The sequence below is a fragment of the Mesorhizobium sp. M0306 genome, assembly GCF_040321655.1.
GTDB lineage: Bacteria > Pseudomonadota > Alphaproteobacteria > Rhizobiales > Rhizobiaceae > Mesorhizobium.
In genome coordinates, this window is sequence record NZ_JAMYRY010000005.1 from 1 (window position 1) to 24,485 (window position 24,485).

Sequence of the window (24,485 nt, forward strand, 5' to 3'; positions counted from 1 at the left end):
CGCCTGGCTTCGGATCGCCGCCCGCCTGACCACCGCTCCCCGCACCTGGGGCGCTGAGATACAGCGTCAGGTCGTCGCGCAGCAGCGCAGCGAACTTGCCCGGATTGTGCATGTCGATCTTGAAATCGAGATTGTCTCGATAGAACGCGACCGCCTCGTCGACGTCCGCGACGATGTATCGGACGGATGCCATTCAACCTTCTCCTCTGTCTTGTAGCTACAACAGTCAACTCGCGCAAAGGTTTCCCTGTCGGTGGAGCCGAGTGCAGAAGCGGGCTGTCTGGATGTCAGCCGAAGTAGTCGGATGAGGGTTTTTGGACATAGGTCGTATTTCGGCGGTGTGTATGACACTCTATACGACCCACATTGGGTCGGCAGCGTAATGGCTGCTTCTGACAAGCCAGTACCAAAAGCAGACCGTCAACTTCCGGCCCATTTCAGCCGTTCAGTGACAAGCATTCCCATGCCGTTCAGGGCGCTGTGTGCTCGTTTCCACCCGCCGGCTTCGGGATGGATCGGCCGGAAAGACTCTATTCGGTCGATCCGGTGTCCGGCAGTTCCATGTCGGTGACGACGTTCTCGCCATTCGTCACGTCATAGGCGAGGACGATGTCCATGCCCGGCTTCAGCGCATCGAGATCGGTTTCGGCGTTCAGCTTGTAGGACTTGCCGTCGTCCAGCGTCAGCGTCAGCGCATCCTTGTCGACCTTCTTGATCAGGCCTTCGGTCTGGCCGGCGAAGGCGGCGGTGGAAATCAACAGCGTGGCGGCAACAGCGCCAATCAGGATACGCATCATCGTCCTCTTTAATCATTGCCGGTACAGCGGCTCGTCCAACGGAACGGAACTGAGCAGAAACCAATCGAATGTGTCAAAACTAAATCCGCCGGATCACAGTTTGACCACTGTGGAAAACGCCAATAGAAGGCAGGCGACAGCGCCGCGCGTCCTCCTGGACGCGCAAAGGACGCTGTAGCACTTTTGATTTTGTGCATGATCGTTTCCGAAAATCGCTCCGATTTTCGAGGTCATGCGCTAGGCCGGCTCCGCCGCCGGCAGGGCTGGTTCCATGTCGCACAATACGTTCGGCCATCTTTTCCGCGTCACCACCTGGGGCGAAAGCCACGGGCCGGCGCTGGGCTGCGTCGTCGACGGCTGTCCGCCAGGCATCCGCTTCACTCGCGACGAGATCCAGGCCGAGCTGGACAAGCGCCGCCCCGGCCAGTCACGTTTTGTGACGCAGCGTCGCGAACCGGATGAGGTCAAGGTCCTGTCCGGCTTCATTCTCGATGAGGACGGCGAGACGATGATCACCACCGGCACGCCGGTGTCGATGCTGATCGAGAATGTCGACCAGCGCTCCAAGGACTATGGCGACATCGCCCGCCAGTTCCGGCCGGGCCATGCCGATTACACTTACGAGGTCAAATACGGCCTGCGCGATTACCGCGGCGGCGGTCGCTCCTCGGCGCGTGAGACTGCGGCGCGGGTGGCGGCCGGGGCGCTTGCCCGCAAGGTTGTGCCAGGCATGGTGGTGCGCGGCGCGCTGGTGTCGATGGGCGAAAAATCGATCGATCGCGCCAACTGGAACTGGAATTTTGTCGGCGACGCCGAAAACCCGTTCTTCACTCCCGATCCGGCGTCGGTCGCCGTTTTCACCAAATATCTGGACGGCATCCGCAAGGCGGGCTCCTCGGTCGGTGCGGTCATCGAGATCGTCGCCGACGGCGTGCCGGCGGGGCTTGGCGCGCCGATCTATGCCAAGCTCGACCAGGACATCGCCGCCGGCCTGATGTCGATCAACGCCGTCAAGGGCGTCGAGATCGGCAACGGTTTCGAGGCCGCCCGCATCACCGGCGAGGAGAATGCCGATGAGATGCGCATGGGCAATGACGGCAAGCCGGTCTTCCTGTCCAACAATGCCGGCGGCATCCTCGGCGGCATCTCGACCGGCCAGGCGATCGTCGCGCGCTTCGCCGTGAAGCCGACCTCGTCGATCCTGACGCCGCGAAAGTCGATCGACAAGGACGGCAACGATGTCGAGATCATGACCAAGGGCCGGCACGATCCATGCGTCGGCATCCGCGCCGTGCCGATCGGCGAGGCGATGGTTGCCTGCGCCATTGCGGATCATTATCTGCGGCATCGGGGACAGACGGGAAGGGAGTAGGGGAGTAGGGCAGTAGGGCAGTATGTTGGTGCACGCCAAGCAGCCAATTTTTTTCCTTTCCCCTACTGCCGTACTGCCCTATTCCCCTACTCCCCTGCGAGTGAAACGAGCGCTTATGCCTTACGACCAGAAGAAGATCGTTGAAGCCCTGCGCGCCTTCGAGCGCGGCGAGATCGTCGTCGTCATGGACGATGACGGGCGCGAGAACGAGGGTGACCTGATCGTCGCCGCCGTCCATTGCACGCCGGAAAAGATGGCGTTCATCGTGCGCAACACGTCAGGCATCGTCTGCACGCCGATGCCGCGCGAGGAAGCCAAGCGGCTCAACCTGTCGCCGATGGTGGCCGACAATGATTCTGCGCACACCACTGCCTTCACCGTCAGCGTCGACTTCAAGCACGGCACCACGACCGGCATTTCGGCGGACGACCGCACGCTGACGGTGCGCAATCTCGCCAATGGCAATGTCGGCGCGTCCGATTTCGTGCGCCCCGGTCACATCTTTCCGCTGATCGCGCGCGAAGGCGGCGTGCTGATGCGTTCGGGCCATACCGAAGCCGCGGTCGACCTCTGCAAGCTCGCCGGCCTGCCGCCGGTCGGCGTCATTTCCGAGCTGGTCAATGATGACGGCACTGTCATGCGCGGGCCGCAGGTGCAGGCCTTCGCCGAAAAGCACGGGTTGAAGCAGATCTCGGTTGCTGACCTCATCGCCTACCGGCAACGCAAGGAAACGCTGGTCGAACGCGTCGCCTGTTCCGACATCGAGACGCCCGGCGGCAAGGCGCAGGTCTTCACCTACACGCTGCCCTGGGATTCCATGCATCACGTGGCGGTCGTCTTCGGCGATATCCGCGACGGCGTCGAGGTGCCGGTACGCCTTCATTCCGAAGACGTGGTCAGCGACGTCTTCGGCACCAGCCACCGCCTGGACGCCATCATGAAAGCGATGGGCGAGCGCAAGCGCGGCGTCATTGTCTATCTGCGCGAAGGCTCTGTTGGTGTCGCCCATCAGGAGCGCAAGCGGCCGGCTGCCGGCGACCGCGAGGATCATGAAGAGGCGCGCCGGCGCGAGAACGAATGGCGCGAGATCGGCCTCGGCGCGCAAATTCTCAAGGACCTCGGCATTTCCTCGATCAATCTGATCGCCTCGCGCGAGCGCCATTATGTCGGCCTCGAAGGCTTCGGCATCCATATCGCCAAGACCGAGATTCTGTAGGCCGTTCTCACGATGCTGGTATGCGTCCGGCCCTGCTCGGGGCCGGACGCACCGGAAACTATTCCGCAGCGACCGCGGCTGCGTCGCATGCAGCCATGTCGCAGTTCGGCGCGGCAAGGCTGCGCTGGCCGGCGAGCACGATGACCAGCGCGATTGTGCCCGATGCCACCGATACCCAGAACCCGTTCTGCGCGCCGAAAGCGTCCACCATCCAGCCGGCGGCGAACGAGCCGAGCGCCATGCCGATGCCGATGCCGGTCATCACCCAGGTCACGCCTTCGGTCAGCACCGCCTCGGGCACGCGCCGTTCGATCAGGCCGAATGCCGTGATGAAGGTCGGCGAGATCGCCACGCCGCTGACGAAGACGGCCAGTGCCAGCAGCGGCACGGTGTCGGCGACGAGCAGCGGCAGCGTGGTAAGCGCAATGATGGCGATTGCGATGGCAAGCTGAATTTGCAGCGGCATTTTCAGGTTCAGGGCGCCGATGATGATGCCGACGACGAACGATCCGAGTGCGTAGACGCCGATGACGAAGCTGGCGGCGCCCGGCTGGCCAAGCTCCTTGGTGATCGCCACCGTGCTCACCTCGGTGGTGGCGAAGGTCGCGCCGATGAAGATCAGGGCCAAGGTGAGGATCTGGACCGGCCGCAGGCGGATTGCCGAGCCGCCCGAACCGTGTTCCACCGGTCGGGCTCGCGGTTCGGTCGAGCGCTGCAGGATGAAGGCCGTCGAACCGAAGGCGAGGAACAATGTGCTCGCGAGCACTCCCGCCTCCGGGAAAAGCGCGACACTCAGTCCGACCGACAGCGATGCGCCGGCGATGTAGACCAGTTCGTCCGCCGCCGACTCGAAGGCGAACGCCGTGTTCAGTTCGGGGCGGTTGCGAAAAATCTCCGTCCAGCGTGCGCGCACCATTGCCGGGATGCTGGGCATGACGGCGGCGAGCAGCGCCGAGACGAATAGCGTCCATATCGGCCAATGCTGATTGGCCGCCGCAATCAGGATCGCGAAAGCGAGCGTGGAAATCACGGTAGTCGGCACCACAATCCGCGTCTGGCCGAGGCGATCCACCAGCCGCGATACCTGTGGGGCGACGAAAGCGTTGGCCAGCGCATATGTCGCGGAGACGGCGCCGGCCAGCCAGTACTCGCCATCGGTCTGTGACAGCATGGCGACGATCCCGATAGGAGCCATGGCCATCGGCAGCCGGGCAACGAAGCCGGCTGCGGCGAAGCCTTTGGCGCCAGGAGCGCGAAAGATCTGGGAATAGGGATTTTGCATGGTCTGGCTCCTCGACAACGGATAGTCCGACGATTACATACGTAGCGTATGAGTTTAAATAGATCATACGTCTCGTATGTCAATTGGCATACGAGACGTATGTTAATAGGGCCAGACCATGCACAGACCACGCAAGGAGATGATTGCCGAAACCCGCGCCAAGCTGATCGGGGCGGCGCGCCAGGCCTTCGGCACGCTCGGCTATGCCGAAGCGTCGATGGATGATTTCACGGCATCGGCCGGGCTGACGCGCGGTGCGCTCTATCATCACTTCGGCGACAAGAAGGGCCTTCTCCAGGCGGTCATCGCCGAGATCGACGCCGAAATGTCGGCCCGGCTGAAGGTCGTTTCGGCCAAGCCGGACAATCTCTGGCAGGGCTTTGTCGACGAATGCACCGCCTATATCGAGATGGCGCTGGAGCCGGAGATCCAGCGTATCGTGCTTCGCGACGGGCCGGCGGTGCTCGGCGATCCATCGCAATGGCCAAGCCAGAGCGCATGCATCCGTTCGATGACGGAGAGCCTGCAAAGGCTGAGCGACGACGGAACCATTCTCGCCGTCGATTCCGAAGCCGCGGCAAGGCTGGTCAGCGGCGCCTCGCTGCATGCGGCGCAGTGGATCGCAAATTCGAACGATCCCGAAGCGACATCGAAGAAGGCAGTGAAGGCGTTCAAGGTTCTTCTGGAAGGGCTGCTCAATCGCACCGGCAGGCTGCATCAGCCTGATCGACCGTCGGCAATGCAGCCCGAAGTTGCCCGATCACCGGCCTGAGGTCATTCTTTTCGCCAATGTCAGACGGCTCGCGCTGGATCCAGCCGAGGCCGGCCGCGTAAACCCTGTTGAACATCGCGTCACCAGTGCGCGAAAACATGGCCAAAGCGGTGAGGCGCGCCTATATCGGGGCATGGCTACGAGACTTTACACGCATCCGATTTTCCTCGAGCACATAACACCGCCCGGTCACCCGGAGCGGCCGGACCGTCTGCGCGCCATTGAGCGTGTGCTTGACGATGAGGCTTTCGTGACGCTCGATCGCGTCCAGGCGCCGGAAGGCGACGAGGCAACCATCCTCTACGCGCATCCGCCCGAATTCGTCGACCGGGTCCGCGCAGCGATACCGGACACCGGCATCGCCCGTATCGACGCCGATACCACCGCCAGCCCAAAGAGCTGGCAGGCTGCCGTGACTGCGATCGGGGCTGCCAACGCCGCTGTCGACGACGTCTTCACCGGCCGTGCCGACAACGTCTTCGTCGCCGCGCGGCCGCCCGGCCATCATGCCGAAAAGACCACCTCCATGGGTTTTTGCCTGTTCAACACCGCGGCAATCGCGGCACGCTACGCCCAGAAGAACCATGGCGTCGACCGCGTCGCCGTCGTCGACTGGGATGTGCATCACGGCAACGGCACCCAGGACATCTTCTGGGACGATCCGTCGGTGCTCTATTGCTCGACACACCAGATGCCGCTTTACCCCGGAACCGGGGCCGTGAGCGAAACCGGCGCCGGCAACATCGTCAACGCGCCGCTGGCGCCGCAGAGCGGCAGCGATGCGTTCCGCGACGCCTTTCTGTCACGCATCCTGCCGGCGCTCGACAATTTTGCGCCCGACCTCATCATCATCTCCGCCGGTTTCGACGCCCACCACCGCGATCCGCTGGCCGAGATCAACCTGACCGAGGATGATTTCGACTGGGCAACCGGCCAGTTGCTCGAACGCGCCGGACGCCATAGCGGCAACCGGCTCGTCAGTCTGCTCGAGGGCGGCTACGATCTGCAGGGATTGGCATTTTCAGTCGCCGCCCATGTCGGGCGGCTGATGAAGGGATAGATGATGCCTGGTGAGACCAACGAGGACGTCAAGGCGATGAGCTTCGAGCAGGCGCTCGAGACGCTGGAGAGGATCGTCGACGATCTGGAGCGCGGCGACGTGCCGCTCGACCAGTCGATCCGCATTTATGAGCGCGGCGAGGCGCTGAAGGCGCATTGCGACCGGCTGCTGAAAGCGGCCGAGGACAAGGTCGAGAAAATCAGGCTGTCGCGCGACGGCAAGCCGGTGGGGACAGAGCCGCTGGATGCGGATTGAGGCGCGGCCTCGAACAACAATTGTGCTTTCCGGCTTTGGACATCATGATTGAGGATAAAACTCATCCCGTTTGAAACGGCTCCAGGACGAGAGGAGATTGCGAACGATGTGCAGAAACATCAAAACCCTGTTCAATTTCGATCCGCCGGCAACCAATGACGAGGTTCGCGATGCCGCACTTCAGTTTGTCCGCAAGCTGAGCGGAGCGACGCGGCCGTCGAAACAGAACCAGCATGCGTTCGACCATGCCGTCGAGGCCATTGCCGCATCGGCGCGCGAATTGCTCGATAGCCTTGAGACGACGCAGCATCCGCGCAATCGCGAAGAGGTGGCGGCCAAGGCGAAGGCCAAATCTGCACTTCGCTTCGCCTGAGGGGACCGCGTGAGCTTCTTTCCCGGAAACGACCCGCAGTTGGGCGATGCCTTCGCCAGCGATCAGATCGAGTTGATGGTCATTCCGAACGCCAAGGATATTGGCGGATTTCAGGTTCGCCGCGCCTTGCCGACGGCCAGGCGCCGGCTGGTCGGACCCTTCATCTTCTTCGACCGCATGGGTCCGGCCGTTCTGCGGGCCGGCCAGGCGCTCGACGTGCGCCCGCATCCGCATATCGGCCTGTCGACGGTGACCTACCTGTTCGACGGCAAGATCAGGCACCGCGATTCGCTCGGCACCGAGATGGTGATCCAGCCCGGCGACGTGAATTTGATGACCGCCGGCCGCGGCATCGTCCATTCGGAGCGCACGCCGGAAGAATTGCGCGGCGCGCCAATGTCGGTTTCCGGCCTGCAGACATGGTTGGCGCTGCCGGACGGCAAGGAAGAGGTCGCGCCGGTCTTCGAAAACACCGCGGCCCCGCGCCTGCCCGAGATCGATGCAGAGGGTGTCAGCGGGCGTATCGTCATCGGTGCGTTTTCCGGGCTGCGCTCCCCGGTCGCCACCGCTTCGGACACGCTTTATGTCGATCTCAGGCTGGCGCCGGGTGCCAGCGTGAAAATCCCAGCCGAAGCCGAGGAGCGCGCCATCTATACGCTGGAAGGCGCGGTTTCGATATCCGGTGACAGCTTTCCGGCCGAGCGGCTGCTGGTTTTCCGGCCCGGCGATGAGATCGTTGTCTCATCGGAGGGCGGCGCCCATTTCATGCTGTTTGGCGGCGCTTCGCTCGGTTCGAAACGTTATATCTGGTGGAATTTCGTATCGTCCTCAAAGGAACGCATCGAGCAGGCGAAAGAAGAATGGAAGACGGGCCGCTTCGATATCGTTCCCGGAGACGAGCAAGAGTTCATCCCGCTGCCCGAAAGCTGATGCGCGTTACCGCCACATTTACATTCGCCGGCCAGCGGCATATTTCACGATGAACAGAAAATCTGACCAGGCTCGCAAACAGTGAACGCAAAGCCCGATACGCCGCTTCTCGACAAGGTCCGCGTCCCAGCCGATTTACGCACGCTTGCCGAAGGCGACCTGCCGCAGCTGGCGTCCGAGCTTCGCGCCGAGCTGATCGACGTCGTTTCCCATACCGGCGGGCATCTCGGCGCCGGCCTTGGCGTCGTCGAACTGACCGTCGCGCTGCACTACGTCTTCAACACGCCGGACGACCGGCTGATCTGGGACGTCGGCCACCAGGCCTATCCGCACAAGATCCTGACCGGCCGCCGCGACCGCATCCGCACGCTGCGGCAGGAGGGCGGGCTGTCCGGTTTCACCCGTCGCGTCGAGAGCGAATACGATCCGTTCGGCGCAGCCCACTCCTCGACCTCGATTTCAGCCGGCCTCGGCATGGCGATGGCGCGCGATCTGTCCGATGGCCGCAACAATGTCATTGCCGTCATCGGCGACGGCGCCATGTCGGCCGGCATGGCCTATGAGGCGATGAACAATGCCGGCGCACTCGATGCCCGGCTGATCGTCATCTTGAACGACAACGATATGTCGATCGCTCCGCCGACCGGCGCGATGAGCGCCTATCTGGCCCGTCTGGCGTCGGGCAAGACCTATCTGGGCTTGCGCGATTTCGGCAAGAAGCTGACGTCCTATCTCGGCGAGCGCGCCGATCGCGCCATCAAGCGCGCGGTCGAGCACGCACGCGGCTACGTCACTGGCGGCACGCTGTTCGAGGAAATGGGTTTCTACCACATCGGCCCGATCGACGGTCACAACCTCGAGCACCTGATCCCGGTGCTGAAGAACGTCCGCGACAATGCCGACGGCCCGGTGCTGATCCATGTCGTGACCCAGAAGGGCAAGGGCTATGCCCCGGCCGAGGCGGCCGCCGACAAATATCACGGCGTCAACAAATTCGACGTCATCACCGGCGCCCAGGCCAAGGCGCCCGCCAATGCGCCGAGCTACACCAAGGTGTTTGCCGAAAGCCTGATCCAGGAGGCCCGAGAGGACGACCGCATCGTCGCCATCACCGCCGCCATGCCGAACGGCACCGGGCTTGACCTGTTCGGCGAAGCGTTTCCGGCGAGGACCTTCGATGTCGGCATTGCCGAGCAGCATGCGGTGACCTTCGCCGCCGGCCTTGCCACGGAAGGCTTCAAGCCTTTCGCGGCGATCTACTCGACCTTCCTGCAGCGCGCCTACGACCAGGTCGTTCACGACGTGGCGATCCAGAAATTGCCGGTGCGCTTTCCGATCGATCGCGCCGGCTTCGTCGGCGCCGATGGCGCCACGCATTGCGGCGCCTTCGACACTACCTTCCTGGCGACGCTGCCCGGTTTCGTCGTCATGGCCGCGGCCGATGAGGCCGAACTGCGCCACATGGTACGCACCGCTGCAAGCTACGATGACGGCCCGATCGCCTTCCGCTATCCGCGCGGCAATGGCGTTGGTGTCGAGATGCCGCAACGCGGCTCGGTGTTGGAGATCGGCAAGGGCCGGATCGTCAGGGAGGGCACCAAGGTTGCGCTGCTTTCCTTCGGCACCAGGCTGCAGGATTGCCTGGCCGCGGCCGAGGAGCTTGGCGCGGCCGGGCTTTCGACCACGGTGGCCGATGCCCGTTTTGCCAAGCCGCTCGACGAGGATCTGATCCGGCGGCTGGCCCGTTCGCACGAGATACTGGTGACGGTGGAAGAGGGCGCTGTCGGCGGCTTCGCCAGCCATGTGCTGCAGTTCTTGGCTCACGAAGGGCTGCTGGAGAGCGGCCTGAAGGTGCGCCCGCTGGTGCTGCCCGACGCTTTCGTCGACCATGCCAAGCCGGAAAAGATGTATGCCGATGCCGGGCTGGACAGCGCCGGCATCGTGCGCACCGTGTTCGTGGCACTGGGGCATACCGCGCAGGCCCAGCGCGCCTAGCTTTTAGACGCATTTCCCGCGACGCCAAAGCGATCAACTTGGCTGCAAGATGCTAGTCTGAATCAAATTCTCAACTGCTTGAATCAAATTGCCGGTGAACAGTCGTAACATGCTGTTTACGCTTCCGTTTGGCGATTTGCTTACCGTGTCCTTTGGCCATTTTTCAACGCCGCCCTGCTAGCAGGCAACCAGGCAGGGGAAAGAAGACCAATGAGATCGCTTTTGGGGCGGCATCGCGCTAACGGCCATCTTCGCCGAGTCGACCGCGGCCGAAACGCGCTACGACCGCAATCTCGAAAACGCGGTGATGGGCGTCGTCGCCGGCAAGATCGGCGAAATCCGTGGCGGCTTTACCGACAAACAGGCGCCGCAATTCGTCGTGCGCGATACCTTGCCGAAGGCGCCCATTTCCGTTGACCGGCCGCGCCCGCAGGTGTCCGGCGACAGCAACGAAGGTCTGACGCCGGCCGTCGAACGGCGGGCTTCGCGGACCATCTTCTAAAGGATGATCCCGATAAGGCTCTAGAAACTAGACTAGAACCACATATCCCGCACACAGCGACCATCTCTCGGCAAATCCTCGAATGTATCGAGACCATCGAAATGGTCGATCGGGAGATCGGCGACGGCCTCGGGCGGCGCAAGCCTCACATTGACGGCGATGCGGTAGCGCCCAGCCGCATCGGGATGCAAACCGCGCCAGGCCAGGACGCAAGCGCACGTTGGACAGAAGAGAATCTCAAGCGAAGGATGAGCCTTTCCGGCGCGCCGATAGGCGCTTACGGGCCCGGCAAGGCGGATGCGTTCGTCGACATAGTCGTAAGCCCAGAGCGTGCCGTAGCGACGGCAAAGTGTGCAATTGCAGGCAGTGATCGAACCTGGATCGCCCTCCAGGGTCCAGTGGGCTGCGCCGCAGTGGCAGGTTCCCGTCAGCATGTTCCTCCTCCGCGTTTCGACGGCAAAACGGCATCGCTTTCTTAGCATTGCGTCGGGCCTGGCGCGAGGTTCGACAAACAGCGCAGCGGCTGATGAGTTCACCCGCTTTTCCAACTATGCCTTGTCTCATCGCCAATATCCTTGCCATCATCGTTGGCATTCGCCATGAAGGCCGATGACTTCCCTTCCGCCAGCCAGCATACGCCAGCGGCTCGACGAATTGCTCGTCCAGCGCGGCCTGTTTGCCAGCCGCTCGCGTGCCCGTGACGCGGTCGAGCGCGGCACCGTGACGGTCGATGGCATCGTCGCCCGCAAGCCGGGCCAGGCCGTTCTGCCTGAGTGCAACATCGTCGTTGACGATCCGGCGCAAGGTTACGTCTCGCGCGCCGCACTGAAGCTGAAGGCTGGTCTCGACCATTTCGGCCTCGACCCCACCGGTAGCGAAGCCCTCGATGTCGGTGCCTCGACCGGCGGCTTCACGCAGGTGCTGCTCGAACGCGGCGTGGCGCATGTCACGGCGATCGATGTCGGGCACGGCCAGATGCACTCCGACATTGCCGGCGATCCGCGCGTGACGGTAATTGAAGGCCTGAATGCGCGCGAACTGTCGGCCGCCGATCTCGGCGGCCGTGTGCCGGATTTCATCGTCTCGGATGTCAGCTTCATCTCGCTGAAACTGGCGCTGCCACCGGCGCTTGCTTTGGCCAGGAACGGCGCAAAAGCCGTGTTTCTGGTCAAGCCGCAATTCGAGGCCGGCCGCGAGGCAATCGGCAAGGGCGGCCTGCTGAATGACCCCTATGATGCGGCGCGTATTGCCGGCCTGATGCAGGACTGGCTCGACACCATTCCCGGCTGGCGCTCGCTTGGGCTGCATCTGTCGCCGATAGAGGGCGGCGACGGCAACCGCGAGTTCCTGCTCGGCGGCATCAAGGACGTCGAGACCCAGAAGCGATGAGCACCCGTTTCACGATCGCAAGATTGGGCTCGCAGGGCGACGGCATCGCCGAGACGGAAACCGGCGAGGTTTTCATTCCATTCGCGCTGCCGGGAGAGGTCGTCACCGCCGCGCGGGAGAAAGATCGCGCCACCTTGATGTCGGTGCTTGAGGCTTCGCCGCTGCGGGTCGATCCGCCGTGCCGGCATTTCGGCGCGTGCGGCGGCTGCGCCGTCCAGCATCTCGAGACTGAAGCCTATCACCGGTGGAAGCATGAAAAAGTCGTACACGCACTGAAGAGCAAGGGCATCGCTTGCGATGTCGGCGCGCTGGTGCCGTGCGCGCCGCACACGCGCCGCCGCGTCGTCTTCACCGCCCGGCGGAGCGAGGCGGGAATGCAGTTCGGCTTCGTCCGCGCGCTGTCATCCGAGATCATCTCGATCGAGGAATGCCCGATCTCGCTGCCGCAGATCGTCGCTGCGCTCGACCGTTTGAGGATGCTTGCTGGGCTGATCTGCACCACGACCAAATCGTTCCACATGGCGGTGACGGTGACCGGTTCCGGCCTCGATGTCGCGGTTCACGATTCCGGCAAGCTCGGCGAGAACCAGCGCCGCGTCGCCTCCAACTTCGTCATCGCCGAGGGGCTAGCCAGGCTGTCGGTCGACGGCGAGATCATTATCGAACCAAAGAAACCGGTCATCCTGTTTGGTGGCGTCGCCGTCGCAGTGCCTCCGGGCGCTTTCCTGCAGGCGACCGAGGCTGCCGAACAAGCGATGGCCAACATTGTCGGCCAGCATCTCGCTCGTGCCAAAAAGGTCGCCGATCTCTTCGCCGGCTGCGGCAGCTTCGCGCTGCGCCTGGCCGCAAAATCGGAGGTTCATGCGGTGGAAGGCGATGCGGCAGCACTCTCGGCGCTTGACCGGGCCTTCCGTTTCGCCAGCGGCCTGAAGCGGGTGACCGGCGAACGTCGCGACCTGTTCCGGCGGCCGCTCACATTCAAGGAGTTGAATGCCTTTGACGGCGTTGTCTTCGACCCGCCTCGCGCCGGCGCCGAGGACCAGTCGAAGCAGATCGCGCGCTCCGACGTGCCGCTCGTCGCCGCAGTGTCCTGCAATCCGGTAACGCTGGCGCGGGATCTTCGCATCCTCCTCGATGGCGGCTACGCCCTGAAAGGCGTTACGCCGATCGACCAGTTCCTGTGGTCGCCGCATGTCGAGGCCGTGGCGCTGTTGGAGAAGCCGAGACGAAGGCGATAGCAGCATTTATGGGGCGCGAAAATGCGCACCAACAAAGCGCATTTGAACGTGCGTTGTTCAAAATGTGCTAGGAAATTGCAATGAGCACCAAAGCCTTTGAGATTTCGGCATCGCGCTTCGGCGAGGAGCGGGCGCCGTTTCTCTCGCCAAGGCGGGTCGCTGAACTGCTGGGGATCAATATGACAGAACTGGCGGGGCTACGGGTCTCGCGCGCAACACGCTTGCCGCCAAGTCCTGCGCGCGCAAGGTCGACGCCGCATTGAGTCCCATCGTCCGTATCCTGGTGATGGCCGGCGAGATGGCCGGTGATGAACATCGTGCGGCCATCTGGTTCAAGCATCAGCCGATCCCCGGTTGGGCCGGAAAGACCGCCTAGGATCTCGTTCGCGAAGGCAAGACGGACAAGGTGCTTGCCTATCTGGAGGCAGTCCGCTCCGGCATCTATGCCTGAACCCAGGCTGATCCTATGGTGCGCTTTTGTGCCGCGCTGGGCCCATCTGCCGCTTTCCGGTGAGGGCGCGGCCCGCTTCGGCGGCCGCTGGAATCCGATTGGCACGCCGGCGATCTACGCCGCCCGGGAACTGTCCACGGCTTGGGCTGAGTACAATCAGGGTTTTGTCCAGCACCCGGCGCTGATTGCACAATTGAAACTGTCAGGCGCCCGGCTGGCCGACCTGACAGGCGCCGATACGCTGTCGAAGCTCGGTGTAACGGCGGACATTCACCGATGCGAATGGCGTGACATCGTGGATAGAGGTTTTGTGCCCGAGACGCACCAGCTGAGAAACCGCTTGCTTGCCGACGGGCTGCACGGCGTGATCTACCCGTCCTTCATGTCGCCCGGCGGCACATGCGTCGCGCTGTGGAACGAAAACGATGCTCCGGGTCTCGAAATCATCGATCCCGACCATCGCCTGCCGAAAACACCGGCATCATGGTTTTAGGGCAGTTCGAGCTGCGGCGAGCACACCCGCCTCCATCTCTTCCAACGTCTTCGGCCTGCCTTTGTGGGGCAGGGATCCAAACACGTCCTCGGGCCGTGTCTCGGCGAAGACCCGCGCTGGTTTCAGCAGCACGCCCTCCGGAGTATCTTCGACCAGCAGACATGTGCCGGTGGCCCATTGCTTCTGCTCTCGGATCGCGCTGGGCAGCACGATGCTTCCGTCTGCCGAGACTGTGGTCGTGAGCCCTTTCATGGTAGGCATCGCGGCGCATCCTTTTAGCGAACGCAAGACATAAACCAGGTGACAGCCGCCATCAAACCCTGGTGCCGCCGACCGTCATCTGGTTCATCCTGAGATGCGGCTGGCCGACACCGACCGGCACACCCTGTCCGGCCTTGCCGCACATGCCGATGCCGGTGTCGAGCTTCATGTCGTTGCCGATCATCGAAACGCGATGCATGGCATCCGGCCCGTTGCCGATCAGCATGGCGCCCTTGATCGGTTGCGTCACTTTGCCGTTCTCGATCATGTAGGCTTCGGTGCAGCCGAACACGAACTTGCCCGAAGTGATGTCGACCTGGCCGCCACCGAACGACACGGCATAGATGCCGTTCTTGACGGAGGCGATGATCTCGTCCGGCTCCATGTCGCCTGCTGTCATGTAGGTGTTGGTCATGCGCGGCATAGGCTCGTGCGCGTAACCTTGGCGTCGCCCGTTGCCGGTGGCTTTCATGCCCATTAGCCGGGCGTTCTGGCGGTCCTGCATGTAGCCGACCAGCTTGCCATCGTTGATCAGAACGTTATGGGCCGAAGGCGTGCCCTCATCGTCGACAGTCAGCGAACCTCGCCGCTCGGGCATGCTGCCGTCATCAACGACGGTGACGCCTTTCGCCGCCACCTGCTGGCCAAGCAGGCCGGCAAAGGCCGACGTCTTCTTGCGGTTGAAATCGCCTTCCAGGCCGTGGCCGACCGCCTCGTGCAACATGACGCCCGGCCAGCCGCTCGACAGCACGATGTCGAAAGTGCCGGCAGGCGCTGGAACCGCTTCGAGATTGACCAGCGCTTGCCGCAATGCCTCCTTGGCAGCGTGCCGCCAGCTGTCCTCGACCAGGAATTCGCCAAAATCCTTGCGGCCTCCCATGCCGTAGGAGCCGCTCTCCTGGCGGTCGCCGTCGCCGACCACCACCGACACGTTGATCCTGACCAGCGGACGGATGTCGCGCACCATCTGGCCGTCGGCGCGCACGATCTCGATATGCTGCCAGGAGGCGGCGAGCGACGCCGTCACCTGCCTGACGCGCGGATCCTCGGACCGCAGCCATGCATCGATTTCCTGGAGCAGCTTGGCCTTGGTCTCGAAGGAAGGCGAGGGGATAGGGTTTCCGTCGCCGTAGAGATGGCGGTTGGTGCGGGCAGGCGCTGCTGCAAGCGTGCCGGAATAGCCGCTTTTCACCGTCGAAACGGCGTCGGCTGCGCGCAGCAGCGAGGCTTCGGAGAGATCGCTGGAATGGGCGTAGCCGCTGGCTTCGCCGGCGACGGCACGCAGGCCGAAACCCTGGTCGGTGTTGAAATTCGCGGTCTTCAGCTTGCCATTGTCGAATATCAGCGATTCGCTCTCGCTGTATTCGAGAAACAGTTCACCGTCGTCGGCGCCGTTAATAGTCTCGGCAACGATCTGCTTGATGCGATCGTCGGAAATGTCGAATTGGCCGATCAGGCTGTTCATGGCAGATCCATTCGCAGGAGGATTGTTTCCCACGATGTAGGCGCGAAGGCCCCCACAGACAATCTGAAATGAGATTTTGCCGTGACCGCGGCCGGTCAACATCACTGGATCGTGCTACAACACCGCGTTCAGGGCAGGGCGGCGAAGCCGTCGGCGAAACCCTTGAGGTCGACGGGAATGCCGATGCCCTCTTCCGGTGTCTGGAAGACGATGAAGGTGGCGGACGTACCGGTCTTCAGCGTGTCGAGCAGCGGCTTTTCCAGGATGACCTCGGCATAGCAGCCGTCCTGGAAGCAGCGCACGAAGTAGGCGCGGCCGATATCCTTGCCGTCGACATTGAGGCCGAGGCCGTTGGGCAACAGCACACCGAGCGGCGCCAGCACACGAAGGATTTCGGCCTTGTTGTCGGCTGTGCGCAGCACGACGACGGAAAGACCCATTTCCGGGCGGTCCTCGGCGACGACGTTCTGCATCATCACGCATTGTTCGGACGTAGCACCGGCCGGCGTATCGCAGATGATCGACCACGCCCCATGCGTCGACTTCACCGTGCCGCTTGGCTGCGCGGCATTGGCCAGGCCGCCGCCGGACAAGGCTATTGCGGCGGCAACAAGGATGACCTTCGCCAAGGTTCTCGAAAGCCAAGGGTTCATGACGGCTCCATTGCGAATCACGGCACTTTAAGCCGCACTAAACCCAAGTAAAGGACGAGACCCCGGCGATCTGCCCCGACATAGGCGACAATGCGCTTTTCAGTGCGAATTTCGCCCTAATTGCGACTGTTCCGCGCGCCGCGCGGCTCATTCTACCCGGACGCCGCTTCGGTGATTCGCGGCGAGCCGTCACCGCAGGATGCCAGCGCCACGCTTGCGCGCAAAAATGCCGCACGGGTTCCGGCGCTCCTTTCTTGCGGAGGCAAATAGAGTATGGTTTGAACCAGCCTTGAATTGTCCGGGATTCCCGTCCCGGCATTGTTCGACATTCTTGCGGTCCGATCGCGAGGAACTGGGAGATGACGAGGGCGATGAGAAAATTCCTGGCAACCGCCAAAATCGTAGCTAGTGCCGCCGCCACGTTGTTTGCCGCTGCATCCGCTCATGCAGCCCAGCCCCAACCTTGGGAAACCAGTTTTCAGCCTCCGGCGACCGACATTATGAGGCAGATCGAGTGGTTCGGGAACTACTCGTTCGCGTTCATCATTGTGATCACCGCCTTGGTGCTTTTCCTGATCGCCTACTGCATTTTGCGGTTCCGGGCGAGCGTCAACCCGACCCCGTCGCGCACCAGCCACAACACGCTGATCGAGGTCATCTGGACTGTCGGTCCCGTCGTCATCCTGCTCTGTCTCGCCATTCCCTCGTTCCAGCTGCTGACCGCGCAATACACGCCGCCGGAAGAAGCCAAGCTGACCGTCAAGGCGACGGGCAATCAGTGGAACTGGGATTACGAATATCAGGTCGACAACACGCTTTCCTTCAATTCCGCGATCCTTCAGGATGCCGACAGGGCTGCTGCCGGCAAGGAAGATCGCGCCGCTTATCCGCGCCTGCTCGCCGTCGACAATGAGATGGTGGTGCCGGTCAACACCATGACCCGCGTACTGGTGACGGCGACCGACGTCATTCACGCCTTTGCCATGCCTTCCTTCGGCATCAAGACCGACGCGGTGCCGGGCCGCATCAACGAGGTGTGGTTCAAGGCCGACAAGGAAGGCCTCTATTACGGCCAGTGCTCGGAACTCTGCGGCAAGGACCACGCCTTCATGCCGATCGCCATTCGCGTCGTCTCCGATGCGCGATACAAGACCTGGCTGGCGGCAGCCAAGACCGACCTTCCCGGCGCCAACAAGGCGCTGATGGCCGAGGTCGATGGCACGAACAAGGTAGCGGCCGCCGGCAACTGATGCCGCGACCAGAAAAGATTCAGGGAACGGAGCCGACCATGGCAGACGCTGCAGCTCACGACGACCACGACCACAAGCCGTATCATGGCTGGGTCCGGTGGGTGTATTCGACCAACCACAAGGACATCGGTACGCTTTATCTGATCTTCGCGATCATGGCGGGCTGCATCGGTGGCGCCTTGTCGGTCGTCATGCGCATGGAATTGCAGGAGCCGGGCATCCAGATATTCACTGGCTTGGCGCAGATGGTCTACGGCATGAACGGTGACGCCGCCATCGACGGCGGCAAGAGCATGTACAATGCTTTCACCACCGCGCATGCGCTGATCATGATCTTCTTCATGGTAATGCCGGCGCTGATCGGCGGCTTTGCCAACTGGATGGTGCCGATCATGATCGGCGCGCCGGATATGGCGTTCCCGCGCATGAACAACGTGTCGTTCTGGCTGCTGCCGCCGGCTTTCATCCTGCTGATTTTCTCGGCCTTCGTCCCGAGCGCGCCCGGCGCCTACGGCGTCGGCGGCGGCTGGACGCTTTATCCGCCGCTGTCGACATCGGGCCAGCCCGGACCGGCCATGGACCTGGCGATCCTTTCAATCCACATCGCCGGCGCCTCCTCGATTCTTGGCGCCATCAACTTCATCACCACCATCTTCAACATGCGCGCGCCCGGCATGACCATGCACAAGATGCCGCTGTTCGCTTGGTCGGTGTTGATCACCGCCTTCCTGCTGCTTCTGTCGCTTCCGGTGTTGGCCGGCGGCATCACCATGCTTTTGACCGACCGCAATTTCGGCACCACGTTCTTCGCCCCGGACGGCGGCGGCGATCCGATCCTGTTCCAGCACCTGTTCTGGTTCTTCGGCCATCCGGAGGTCTACATTCTGATCCTGCCGGGTTTCGGGATCATTAGCCACATCATCTCGACCTTTTCGAGGAAGCCGGTGTTCGGCTATCTCGGCATGGCCTATGCGATGGTTGCCATCGGCGCGGTGGGCTTCATCGTCTGGGCCCACCACATGTACACGACGGGCCTGTCGCTCGACACCCAGCGCTATTTCGTCTTTGCCACCATGGTCATCGCGGTGCCGACGGGCGTGAAGATCTTCTCGTGGATCGCCACTATGTGGGGCGGGTCGATTTCGCTCAAGACCCCGATGCTGTGGGCGATCGGCTTCATCTTCCTGTTCACTGTTGGCGGCGTCACCGGCGTGCAGCTGGCCAATGCCGGCCTCGACCGCCCGCTGCACGACACCTACTTCGTGGTCGCGCACTTCCACTACGTGCTGTCGCTGGGCGCGGTCTTCGCGATCTTCGCCGGCTGGTACTACTGGTTCCCGAAAATGACCGGCTACATGTACTCACCCGTGATCGCGAACACCCACTTCTGGGTCACTTTCGTCGGCGTCAACCTGGTCTTTTTCCCGCAGCACTTCCTCGGCCTTTCCGGTATGCCGCGTCGCTATATCGACTATCCCGATGCCTTCGCCGGCTGGAATATGGTGTCGTCCTACGGCTCGTACATCTCGGCTGTCGGCGTCGTCATCTTCCTGTTCGGCGTCTTCGAGGCGTTCCAGAAGAAGCGGGTCGCCGGCGCCAATCCTTGGGGCGAGGGTGCGACCACGCTGGAATGGCAGCTGCCTTCGCCGCCGCCGTTCCACCAGTGGGAACAGTTGCCGAAGATCAAGTAGGCGGTTGCCTCCTTAATACGGAACCGCCGGCCGACAGGCGGTTTTGGCCAACGGAATGATGGACTTTAAGTACGCATGGCCCTTGCCGAAGACAGACTGATTGACGAGCCGGGCTTCCGCATGTCGGAAGCGACGGCGGGCGATTTCTTCGCCCTGCTGAAGCCGCGCGTCATGTCGCTGGTGGTGTTCACCGCGTTTGTCGGCATGGTCGCCGCCCCGGTGACCATCAATCCGCTGCTGGCGGTGATCGCGATCCTGGCTATTGCCATTGGTGCTGGCGCGTCCGGTGCGCTCAACATGTGGTACGACGCAGACATCGATGCGGTGATGACGCGCACCGCCGGCCGTCCCGTGCCGGCCGGCCGCATCCGGCCAGGCGAGGCATTGAGTTTCGGGTTGGTGCTGTCGGTTTTATCGGTGATGACGCTCGGCGTGCTGGTCAACTGGTTGGCCGCATCGCTGCTGGCCTTCACCATCTTTTTCTATGCCGTCATCTATACGATGTGGCTGAAGCGCTGGACGCCGCAGAACATCGTCATCGGCGGTGCTGCCGGTGCCGTTCCGCCGGTCATCGGCTGGGTGGCGGTAACCGGATCGGTCAGCCTCGAAAGCTTGGTGCTGTTCCTGATCATTTTCCTGTGGACGCCGCCGCATTTCTGGGCGCTCGCGCTCTTCAAGTCGGAGGACTATGCGAAGGCAGGCATTCCGATGATGCCGAATGTCGCCGGCCAGGCCTCGACCAGGCGCCAGATCTTTGGCTATGCGCTGGTCCTCGCGCCGGTTGGCGTGCTGCCCTGGGTTCTCGGCTTCACCACGCCGGCCTATGGCGTCGTTGCATTGCTGCTCGGCGGCGGCTTCGTCTGGTATGCGTGGAAGGTGCTGCAAATGGCCGATGACGACCGGGCGATGAAGCCGGCCAAGGCCTTGTTTGGCTATTCGCTGCTCTATCTCTTCGCCATCTTTGCCGCCTACCTTGGCGATTGCGTCGTCGCGCGCGCGCTGACCATCGGTGGAGCGTGAGCATGGCCGAAAAAAAGCTTGAACTGGTCACGCTGACCGAACGTCAGCAGAAGGCCCGCCGCAATCGCTCGGCCGCAATCGGTTTCGCGCTGGCGGCGCTGGTCGTCATATTCTACGTCGCGACCATCGTGAAATTTGGTCACAGTTTCCCCGGCTCGATGTGAGCTGACGATGACCAGGCAAACAGTCACCGATCCTACGAAGAAAAATACGAACCGCGTCGTCGCCGGCGTCTGCATCGCGTTCTTCGGTGGCATGATCGGCATGGCCTACGCCGCGGTGCCGCTTTATGCGATGTTCTGCCAGGCGACAGGCTACGGCGGCACCGTCAAACGGGCGACCCAGCAATATGCCGATCGGGTGCTCGACCGCGACATCACCATCCGCTTCGATGCCAACACCGTCGGCGTTCCCTGGCAATTCCAGCCGGTCGCCCGCTCGATCACCATCAAGATCGGCGAGACCGCCGAGGCGCATTTCAGCGCGACCAACAAATTCAGCCGGCCCATCACCGGACGTGCCACCTTCAACGTGCAGCCGGAACTGGCCGGACCTTACTTCAACAAGGTCGAGTGTTTCTGCTTCACCGACACGACGCTGAAGCCGGGCGAGACACTGGACATGCCGGTCGTGTTCTATGTCGATCCCGACATCGTCAACGCGCCGGAACTGAAGGATTTGAAGACGATTACCCTGTCCTACACGATGTTCCCGGTCGACAAGACCAAGCCGGTCGCATCATCGGTGCCGGCCGACGGCCGCCGCAACAAGATTTCAGATACCGAAGCAAGCCTCGGGGGTTGATATGGCAGACGCACACGCAAAACCACAACATGACTACCACCTCGTCGACCCGAGCCCGTGGCCTTTCCTGGGCTCCGTCGGGGCGCTGGTGACCGCGCTCGGCGGTGTCTGTTACATGCAATATCTCAAGGGCGGCGATTTCCCGATCTTCGGTTTCAACATCGCCAACCCATGGCTGTTCTTCATCGGCCTGCTGATCGTCATCTACACGATGTTCGCCTGGTGGTCGGATACGATCAAGGAAGCGCATGAGGGACACCACACCCGTGTCGTGTCGCTGCATCTGCGCTACGGCATGATCATGTTCATCGCCTCCGAGGTGATGTTCTTCGTCGCCTGGTTCTGGGCCTTCTTCGACGCCAGCCTGTTTCCGGGCGAGGTCCATCAATACGCCCGTACCGCCTTCACCGGCGGCGTCTGGCCACCCAAGGGCCTCGAAGTTCTCGACCCCTTCCATCTGCCGCTTTACAACACCGTCATCCTGCTTCTGTCGGGCACCACGGTGACCTGGGCGCACCACTCGCTCATCCACGGCGACCGCAAAGGTCTGATCAATGGCTTGGTGCTGACCGTCGGCCTCGGCATGCTGTTCACCATGGTGCAGGCCTACGAGTACATGCACGCGCCGTTCGGCTTCAGGGATTCAATCTACGGCGCCACCTTCTTCATGGCGACCGGCTTCCATGGTTTCCACGTCATCATCGGCACGATCTTCCTGCTGGTCTGCCTGATCCGCGCCATGAAGGGCGACTTCACGCCCAAGCAGCATTTCGGCTTCGAGGCCGCCGCCTGGTACTGGCACTTCGTCGACGTGGTGTGGCTGTTCCTGTTTGCCTCGATCTACGTCTGGGCATCGAACGGCGCGATGATCGAACCACACTGAGATCGAGCTGAGGAAATCGACAAGGCGGCTGCGGCGACGTGGCCGCCTTATCTTTTGTGGCAAATGCTCCTAGGATGACCTCATGAGCGACGACAAGGCGATCTGGCCACCAATCGATCCGATCTCGGCCGGCCTGCATGGCCGCTGCCCCCGCTGCGGCGAGGGCAGACTGTTCTCTGGGTTCCTCACGGTCGGCAATCGCTGCACCAATTGCGGCCTCGATTATTCCTTCGCCGATGCCGGCGACGGGCCGGCGGTGTTCGTTATCCTGATCATCGGCTTCATCGTCGTCGGTCTGGCGCTGTGGATGGAGGTGACGCTCAATCCGCCGCTCTGGCTGCATCTGCTGCTGTGGATTCCGCTGACGCTGGTGCTTTGCCTGGCGGCGCTCCGGTTGATCAAGGGCGTCCTGCTGACGCTGCAATACCGCAACAAGGCGGCCGAGGGCCGGCTGGACCGCGGCGAATGAGCGAGGCATCAGGTTTGGTGGCCGGCCGGTCGCGGCCGAAGCGCGCATTGGCGCTCGGCCTGGGTATCGTCGTGTTTTTGATACTGCTGGCGCTCGGCACCTGGCAGGTTCAGCGCCTGCACTGGAAAGAGGGCCTTCTCCAGACGATAGACCAGCGGACGCATTCGGCGCCTGTGCCATTGGCCGAGGTCGAAAAGCGGTTTGCTGCCACTAGCGACGTGGACTACACGCCGGCAACGGTGACCGGCACTTTCCTGCATCAAGGCGAGCGGCATTTCCTCGCCACCTGGGAAGGCCAGTCCGGTTTCGATGTCTTCACGCCGCTGCAGCTCGACGATGGCCGTTTCGTACTGATCAACCGCGGCTTCGTGCCTTACGATTTCAAGGACCCAGCCAAGCGGCCGCAGGGGCAGGTAACGGGCGAAGTGACGGTGACGGGGCTCGCCCGCAACCCACTGCCGGCCAAGCCCTCGATGATGCTTCCCGACAATGATCCGCAGAAGAACATCTTCTACTGGAAAGATCGTGACGCGATGGCCTCGAGCGCCGGCTTGCCAGCAGGAGCGGCGCTGGTGCCGATCTTCATCGATGCGAACGCCACGGCCAACCCCGGCGGGCTGCCGGTTGGCGGTGTCACCGTCATCGACCTGCCGAACAGCCATCTGCAATATGCGATAACCTGGTACGGCCTTGCCGCCGCCCTTGCCGGCGTCCTGATCTCCTGGCTCCGCCGCCCGGCGAAAGACCAATGATCGCCGCCACTACCCTTGACAGGGCAGGGCCGCACACCTCATTTCGCGCCTTGAGCTCAGAAGTCATAGTCCGATCAACCGGCCTACAATCAGCGTAAGATGCAATCATGCTTCACACAAAGCCACCGCTGACCATCCGGCTCTGCCAGCCGCGCGGTTTCTGTGCGGGCGTTGACCGTGCGATCCAGATCGTCGTGCTGGCGCTGAAGAAATACGGCGCGCCGGTTTATGTCCGCCACGAGATCGTGCACAACCGCTACGTCGTCGAAGGGCTGCAAAGCCTCGGCGCGGTGTTCATCGAGGAGCTCTCCGAGATCCCGCCCGAGCATCGCCAGAGCCCGGTCGTCTTTTCGGCGCATGGCGTGCCGAAATCGGTGCCGGCCGACGCCCGGTCCCGCAACCTATTCTATCTCGACGCGACTTGCCCGCTGGTCTCGAAAGTCCACAAGCAGGCAATGCGCCATCAGCGGCTGGGCCGCCACGTGCTTTTGATCGGCCATGCCGGGCATCCGGAGGTGATCGGCACAATGGGCCAGTTGCCGGACGGCGCGGTCACTCTGATCGAGACCGAAGCCGACGCCGCAAGCTTCGTGCCTGCAGACCCGCAAGCGCTCGGCTTCGTGACCCAGACGACGCTGTCAGTCGAGGACACCGCCGGTATCATCCGCGCGCTGCAGCAACGTTTTCCCGAGCTGCACGCGCCGGCGGCGGAATCGATCTGTTATGCCACCACCAATCGCCAGGAAGCGGTCAAGGAGACAGCGGCCGGCGCCGATCTCTTCCTGGTTGTCGGCGCACCTAACTCCTCCAACTCGCGGCGCCTGGTCGAAGTGGCCGAGCGCGCCGGCGCCTCGATGTCGCTTCTCGTGCAGCGCGCCTCCGAAATTCCGTGGAATGACATTGTCGGCATCTCGACGCTCGGCCTGTCGGCGGGCGCTTCGGCGCCGGAGATCATCGTCGACGAGATCGTCGATGCGTTCAGGCAGCGCTTCGACGTGACCATCGAGCTGGCCGTGACGGCGACGGAGACGGAGGATTTTCCGGTGATGCGGGTGTTGCGCGATGTCGAACTGACGGCTGCCGACATGGCCTTCGTCAACGGGGCTGCGTAG

General features: G+C 62.7%; 28 protein-coding genes and 1 pseudogene. 22 read left to right on the plus strand and 7 right to left on the minus strand.

The window, feature by feature from the left end:
* Both NKI95_RS10145 and NKI95_RS10150 read right to left on the minus strand, forming a co-directional pair.
* The coding region (locus NKI95_RS10145; RefSeq protein ID WP_352716413.1) for a VOC family protein at nt 1-193 on the minus strand (193 nt) is incomplete at its 3' end.
* 337 nt (nt 194-530) lie between these two features.
* On the minus strand, nt 531-794 hold the full coding sequence (locus tag NKI95_RS10150) for a DUF1344 domain-containing protein (RefSeq protein WP_023716902.1): 264 nt from the start codon (nt 792-794) through the stop codon (nt 531-533).
* A 274-nt stretch (nt 795-1,068) separates the two neighbouring features.
* Between NKI95_RS10150 and aroC the strand changes: the two genes are divergently transcribed.
* Nucleotides 1,069-2,169: a chorismate synthase gene (gene aroC / locus NKI95_RS10155; RefSeq protein WP_352716415.1), complete on the plus strand. Its 1,101-nt coding sequence runs from the start codon at nt 1,069-1,071 to the stop codon at nt 2,167-2,169.
* Between the two features lie 115 nt (nt 2,170-2,284).
* Nucleotides 2,285-3,385: a 3,4-dihydroxy-2-butanone-4-phosphate synthase gene (gene ribB / locus NKI95_RS10160; protein WP_023716904.1), complete on the plus strand. Its 1,101-nt coding sequence runs from the start codon at nt 2,285-2,287 to the stop codon at nt 3,383-3,385.
* Between the two features lie 58 nt (nt 3,386-3,443).
* On the opposite strand, the gene NKI95_RS10165 is transcribed toward ribB, so the two are convergent.
* The gene (locus NKI95_RS10165) at nt 3,444-4,667 is read right to left on the minus strand and encodes an MFS transporter (RefSeq protein ID WP_352716417.1); all 1,224 of its coding nucleotides are present in this window, start codon (nt 4,665-4,667) and stop codon (nt 3,444-3,446) included.
* 118 nt (nt 4,668-4,785) lie between these two features.
* Between NKI95_RS10165 and NKI95_RS10170 the strand changes: the two genes are divergently transcribed.
* From NKI95_RS10170 to NKI95_RS10200, 7 genes are all read left to right on the plus strand, one after another.
* Complete coding sequence (locus NKI95_RS10170; RefSeq protein WP_352716419.1) at nt 4,786-5,439, plus strand: TetR/AcrR family transcriptional regulator; 654 nt, start codon at nt 4,786-4,788, stop codon at nt 5,437-5,439.
* Between the two features lie 133 nt (nt 5,440-5,572).
* Nucleotides 5,573-6,499, plus strand: a complete 927-nt coding sequence (locus NKI95_RS10175) for a histone deacetylase family protein (RefSeq protein ID WP_352716421.1) — start codon at nt 5,573-5,575, stop codon at nt 6,497-6,499.
* Nucleotides 6,500-6,502: 3 nt separating this feature from the next.
* Nucleotides 6,503-6,754, plus strand: coding sequence for an exodeoxyribonuclease VII small subunit (locus tag NKI95_RS10180; RefSeq protein ID WP_352716746.1), 252 nt, complete (start codon nt 6,503-6,505; stop codon nt 6,752-6,754).
* Between the two features lie 106 nt (nt 6,755-6,860).
* Entirely contained in the window at nt 6,861-7,127 is a 267-nt protein-coding gene (locus tag NKI95_RS10185) for a DUF2277 domain-containing protein (RefSeq protein ID WP_352716423.1), read from the plus strand.
* A 9-nt stretch (nt 7,128-7,136) separates the two neighbouring features.
* Entirely contained in the window at nt 7,137-8,057 is a 921-nt protein-coding gene (locus tag NKI95_RS10190; protein ID WP_352716424.1) for a pirin family protein, read from the plus strand.
* A gap of 81 nt (nt 8,058-8,138) precedes the next feature.
* Nucleotides 8,139-10,052, plus strand: coding sequence for a 1-deoxy-D-xylulose-5-phosphate synthase (dxs, locus tag NKI95_RS10195; protein ID WP_352516531.1), 1,914 nt, complete (start codon nt 8,139-8,141; stop codon nt 10,050-10,052).
* Between the two features lie 307 nt (nt 10,053-10,359).
* The gene (locus NKI95_RS10200) at nt 10,360-10,554 is read left to right on the plus strand and encodes a hypothetical protein (RefSeq protein WP_352716425.1); all 195 of its coding nucleotides are present in this window, start codon (nt 10,360-10,362) and stop codon (nt 10,552-10,554) included.
* Between the two features lie 32 nt (nt 10,555-10,586).
* On the opposite strand, the gene NKI95_RS10205 is transcribed toward NKI95_RS10200, so the two are convergent.
* Nucleotides 10,587-10,988, minus strand: coding sequence for a GFA family protein (locus NKI95_RS10205; protein WP_352716427.1), 402 nt, complete (start codon nt 10,986-10,988; stop codon nt 10,587-10,589).
* Nucleotides 10,989-11,163: 175 nt separating this feature from the next.
* On the opposite strand from NKI95_RS10205, the gene NKI95_RS10210 reads away from it, so the two are divergent.
* From NKI95_RS10210 to NKI95_RS10225, 4 genes and pseudogenes are all read left to right on the plus strand, one after another.
* The gene (locus NKI95_RS10210) at nt 11,164-11,943 is read left to right on the plus strand and encodes a TlyA family RNA methyltransferase (RefSeq protein ID WP_352716428.1); all 780 of its coding nucleotides are present in this window, start codon (nt 11,164-11,166) and stop codon (nt 11,941-11,943) included.
* Entirely contained in the window at nt 11,940-13,181 is a 1,242-nt protein-coding gene (locus NKI95_RS10215) for a class I SAM-dependent RNA methyltransferase (RefSeq protein WP_352716430.1), read from the plus strand. The genes NKI95_RS10210 and NKI95_RS10215 overlap by 4 nt, the downstream gene beginning before the upstream one ends.
* Nucleotides 13,182-13,261: 80 nt before the next feature.
* Nucleotides 13,262-13,632: pseudogene (locus tag NKI95_RS10220) on the plus strand (antitoxin Xre/MbcA/ParS toxin-binding domain-containing protein).
* The gene (locus tag NKI95_RS10225; protein ID WP_502908386.1) at nt 13,598-14,125 is read left to right on the plus strand and encodes an RES family NAD+ phosphorylase; all 528 of its coding nucleotides are present in this window, start codon (nt 13,598-13,600) and stop codon (nt 14,123-14,125) included. The pseudogene NKI95_RS10220 and the gene NKI95_RS10225 overlap by 35 nt, the downstream one beginning before the upstream one ends.
* Here the strand turns inward: NKI95_RS10225 and NKI95_RS10230 are convergent.
* From NKI95_RS10230 to NKI95_RS10240, 3 genes are all read right to left on the minus strand, one after another.
* On the minus strand, nt 14,114-14,386 hold the full coding sequence (locus tag NKI95_RS10230) for an AbrB/MazE/SpoVT family DNA-binding domain-containing protein (RefSeq protein ID WP_352716433.1): 273 nt from the start codon (nt 14,384-14,386) through the stop codon (nt 14,114-14,116). The genes NKI95_RS10225 and NKI95_RS10230 overlap by 12 nt on opposite strands.
* A 52-nt stretch (nt 14,387-14,438) precedes the next feature.
* A complete protein-coding gene (gene tldD / locus NKI95_RS10235) occupies nt 14,439-15,851 on the minus strand; it encodes a metalloprotease TldD (RefSeq protein ID WP_352716435.1) in 1,413 nt (470 codons plus the stop codon).
* 128 nt (nt 15,852-15,979) lie between these two features.
* Nucleotides 15,980-16,504 (minus strand): invasion associated locus B family protein, encoded by a 525-nt coding sequence (locus NKI95_RS10240; RefSeq protein ID WP_352716436.1) that lies wholly within the window; start codon nt 16,502-16,504, stop codon nt 15,980-15,982.
* A 371-nt stretch (nt 16,505-16,875) separates the two neighbouring features.
* Between NKI95_RS10240 and coxB the strand changes: the two genes are divergently transcribed.
* The 9 genes from coxB (at nt 16,876) to ispH (ending at nt 24,485) form a co-directional block, all read left to right on the plus strand.
* Entirely contained in the window at nt 16,876-17,754 is an 879-nt protein-coding gene (gene coxB / locus NKI95_RS10245; RefSeq protein ID WP_352716437.1) for a cytochrome c oxidase subunit II, read from the plus strand.
* A gap of 38 nt (nt 17,755-17,792) precedes the next feature.
* Nucleotides 17,793-19,445: a cytochrome c oxidase subunit I gene (gene ctaD, locus NKI95_RS10250; protein ID WP_292657466.1), complete on the plus strand. Its 1,653-nt coding sequence runs from the start codon at nt 17,793-17,795 to the stop codon at nt 19,443-19,445.
* A gap of 75 nt (nt 19,446-19,520) precedes the next feature.
* Nucleotides 19,521-20,465 carry a heme o synthase gene (locus NKI95_RS10255; protein WP_352716439.1) on the plus strand — a complete coding sequence of 315 codons (945 nt, stop codon included), beginning with the start codon at nt 19,521-19,523 and terminating at the stop codon, nt 20,463-20,465.
* 2 nt (nt 20,466-20,467) lie between these two features.
* Entirely contained in the window at nt 20,468-20,629 is a 162-nt protein-coding gene (locus NKI95_RS10260) for a cytochrome c oxidase system small membrane protein (protein WP_198023516.1), read from the plus strand.
* A gap of 7 nt (nt 20,630-20,636) precedes the next feature.
* On the plus strand, nt 20,637-21,269 hold the full coding sequence (locus NKI95_RS10265; RefSeq protein WP_352489616.1) for a cytochrome c oxidase assembly protein: 633 nt from the start codon (nt 20,637-20,639) through the stop codon (nt 21,267-21,269).
* Between the two features lies 1 nt (nt 21,270).
* Nucleotides 21,271-22,152, plus strand: a complete 882-nt coding sequence (locus tag NKI95_RS10270; protein ID WP_292657474.1) for a cytochrome c oxidase subunit 3 — start codon at nt 21,271-21,273, stop codon at nt 22,150-22,152.
* Nucleotides 22,153-22,234: 82 nt separating this feature from the next.
* Nucleotides 22,235-22,621 carry a DUF983 domain-containing protein gene (locus NKI95_RS10275; RefSeq protein WP_352463894.1) on the plus strand — a complete coding sequence of 129 codons (387 nt, stop codon included), beginning with the start codon at nt 22,235-22,237 and terminating at the stop codon, nt 22,619-22,621.
* Complete coding sequence (locus tag NKI95_RS10280; RefSeq protein WP_352716441.1) at nt 22,618-23,373, plus strand: SURF1 family protein; 756 nt, start codon at nt 22,618-22,620, stop codon at nt 23,371-23,373. Before NKI95_RS10275 ends, NKI95_RS10280 begins: the two co-directional genes overlap by 4 nt.
* A gap of 107 nt (nt 23,374-23,480) precedes the next feature.
* Nucleotides 23,481-24,485, plus strand: coding sequence for a 4-hydroxy-3-methylbut-2-enyl diphosphate reductase (gene ispH, locus NKI95_RS10285; protein ID WP_292657484.1), 1,005 nt, complete (start codon nt 23,481-23,483; stop codon nt 24,483-24,485).

Coding starts and splice junctions, on each gene's coding strand:
- NKI95_RS10150 (WP_023716902.1), bottom strand. CDS start 794: ATGCGTATCCTGATTGGCGCTGTTGCCGCCACGCTGTTGATTTCCACC.
- aroC (WP_352716415.1), top strand. CDS start 1,069: ATGTCGCACAATACGTTCGGCCATCTTTTCCGCGTCACCACCTGGGGC.
- ribB (WP_023716904.1), top strand. CDS start 2,285: ATGCCTTACGACCAGAAGAAGATCGTTGAAGCCCTGCGCGCCTTCGAG.
- NKI95_RS10165 (WP_352716417.1), bottom strand. CDS start 4,667: ATGCAAAATCCCTATTCCCAGATCTTTCGCGCTCCTGGCGCCAAAGGC.
- NKI95_RS10170 (WP_352716419.1), top strand. CDS start 4,786: ATGCACAGACCACGCAAGGAGATGATTGCCGAAACCCGCGCCAAGCTG.
- NKI95_RS10175 (WP_352716421.1), top strand. CDS start 5,573: ATGGCTACGAGACTTTACACGCATCCGATTTTCCTCGAGCACATAACA.
- NKI95_RS10180 (WP_352716746.1), top strand. CDS start 6,503: ATGCCTGGTGAGACCAACGAGGACGTCAAGGCGATGAGCTTCGAGCAG.
- NKI95_RS10185 (WP_352716423.1), top strand. CDS start 6,861: ATGTGCAGAAACATCAAAACCCTGTTCAATTTCGATCCGCCGGCAACC.
- NKI95_RS10200 (WP_352716425.1), top strand. CDS start 10,360: ATGGGCGTCGTCGCCGGCAAGATCGGCGAAATCCGTGGCGGCTTTACC.
- NKI95_RS10205 (WP_352716427.1), bottom strand. CDS start 10,988: ATGCTGACGGGAACCTGCCACTGCGGCGCAGCCCACTGGACCCTGGAG.
- NKI95_RS10210 (WP_352716428.1), top strand. CDS start 11,164: ATGACTTCCCTTCCGCCAGCCAGCATACGCCAGCGGCTCGACGAATTG.
- NKI95_RS10215 (WP_352716430.1), top strand. CDS start 11,940: ATGAGCACCCGTTTCACGATCGCAAGATTGGGCTCGCAGGGCGACGGC.
- NKI95_RS10230 (WP_352716433.1), bottom strand. CDS start 14,386: ATGCCTACCATGAAAGGGCTCACGACCACAGTCTCGGCAGACGGAAGC.
- tldD (WP_352716435.1), bottom strand. CDS start 15,851: ATGAACAGCCTGATCGGCCAATTCGACATTTCCGACGATCGCATCAAG.
- NKI95_RS10240 (WP_352716436.1), bottom strand. CDS start 16,504: ATGAACCCTTGGCTTTCGAGAACCTTGGCGAAGGTCATCCTTGTTGCC.
- coxB (WP_352716437.1), top strand. CDS start 16,876: ATGAGAAAATTCCTGGCAACCGCCAAAATCGTAGCTAGTGCCGCCGCC.
- ctaD (WP_292657466.1), top strand. CDS start 17,793: ATGGCAGACGCTGCAGCTCACGACGACCACGACCACAAGCCGTATCAT.
- NKI95_RS10255 (WP_352716439.1), top strand. CDS start 19,521: ATGGCCCTTGCCGAAGACAGACTGATTGACGAGCCGGGCTTCCGCATG.
- NKI95_RS10260 (WP_198023516.1), top strand. CDS start 20,468: ATGGCCGAAAAAAAGCTTGAACTGGTCACGCTGACCGAACGTCAGCAG.
- NKI95_RS10265 (WP_352489616.1), top strand. CDS start 20,637: ATGACCAGGCAAACAGTCACCGATCCTACGAAGAAAAATACGAACCGC.
- NKI95_RS10270 (WP_292657474.1), top strand. CDS start 21,271: ATGGCAGACGCACACGCAAAACCACAACATGACTACCACCTCGTCGAC.
- NKI95_RS10275 (WP_352463894.1), top strand. CDS start 22,235: ATGAGCGACGACAAGGCGATCTGGCCACCAATCGATCCGATCTCGGCC.
- NKI95_RS10280 (WP_352716441.1), top strand. CDS start 22,618: ATGAGCGAGGCATCAGGTTTGGTGGCCGGCCGGTCGCGGCCGAAGCGC.
- ispH (WP_292657484.1), top strand. CDS start 23,481: ATGCTTCACACAAAGCCACCGCTGACCATCCGGCTCTGCCAGCCGCGC.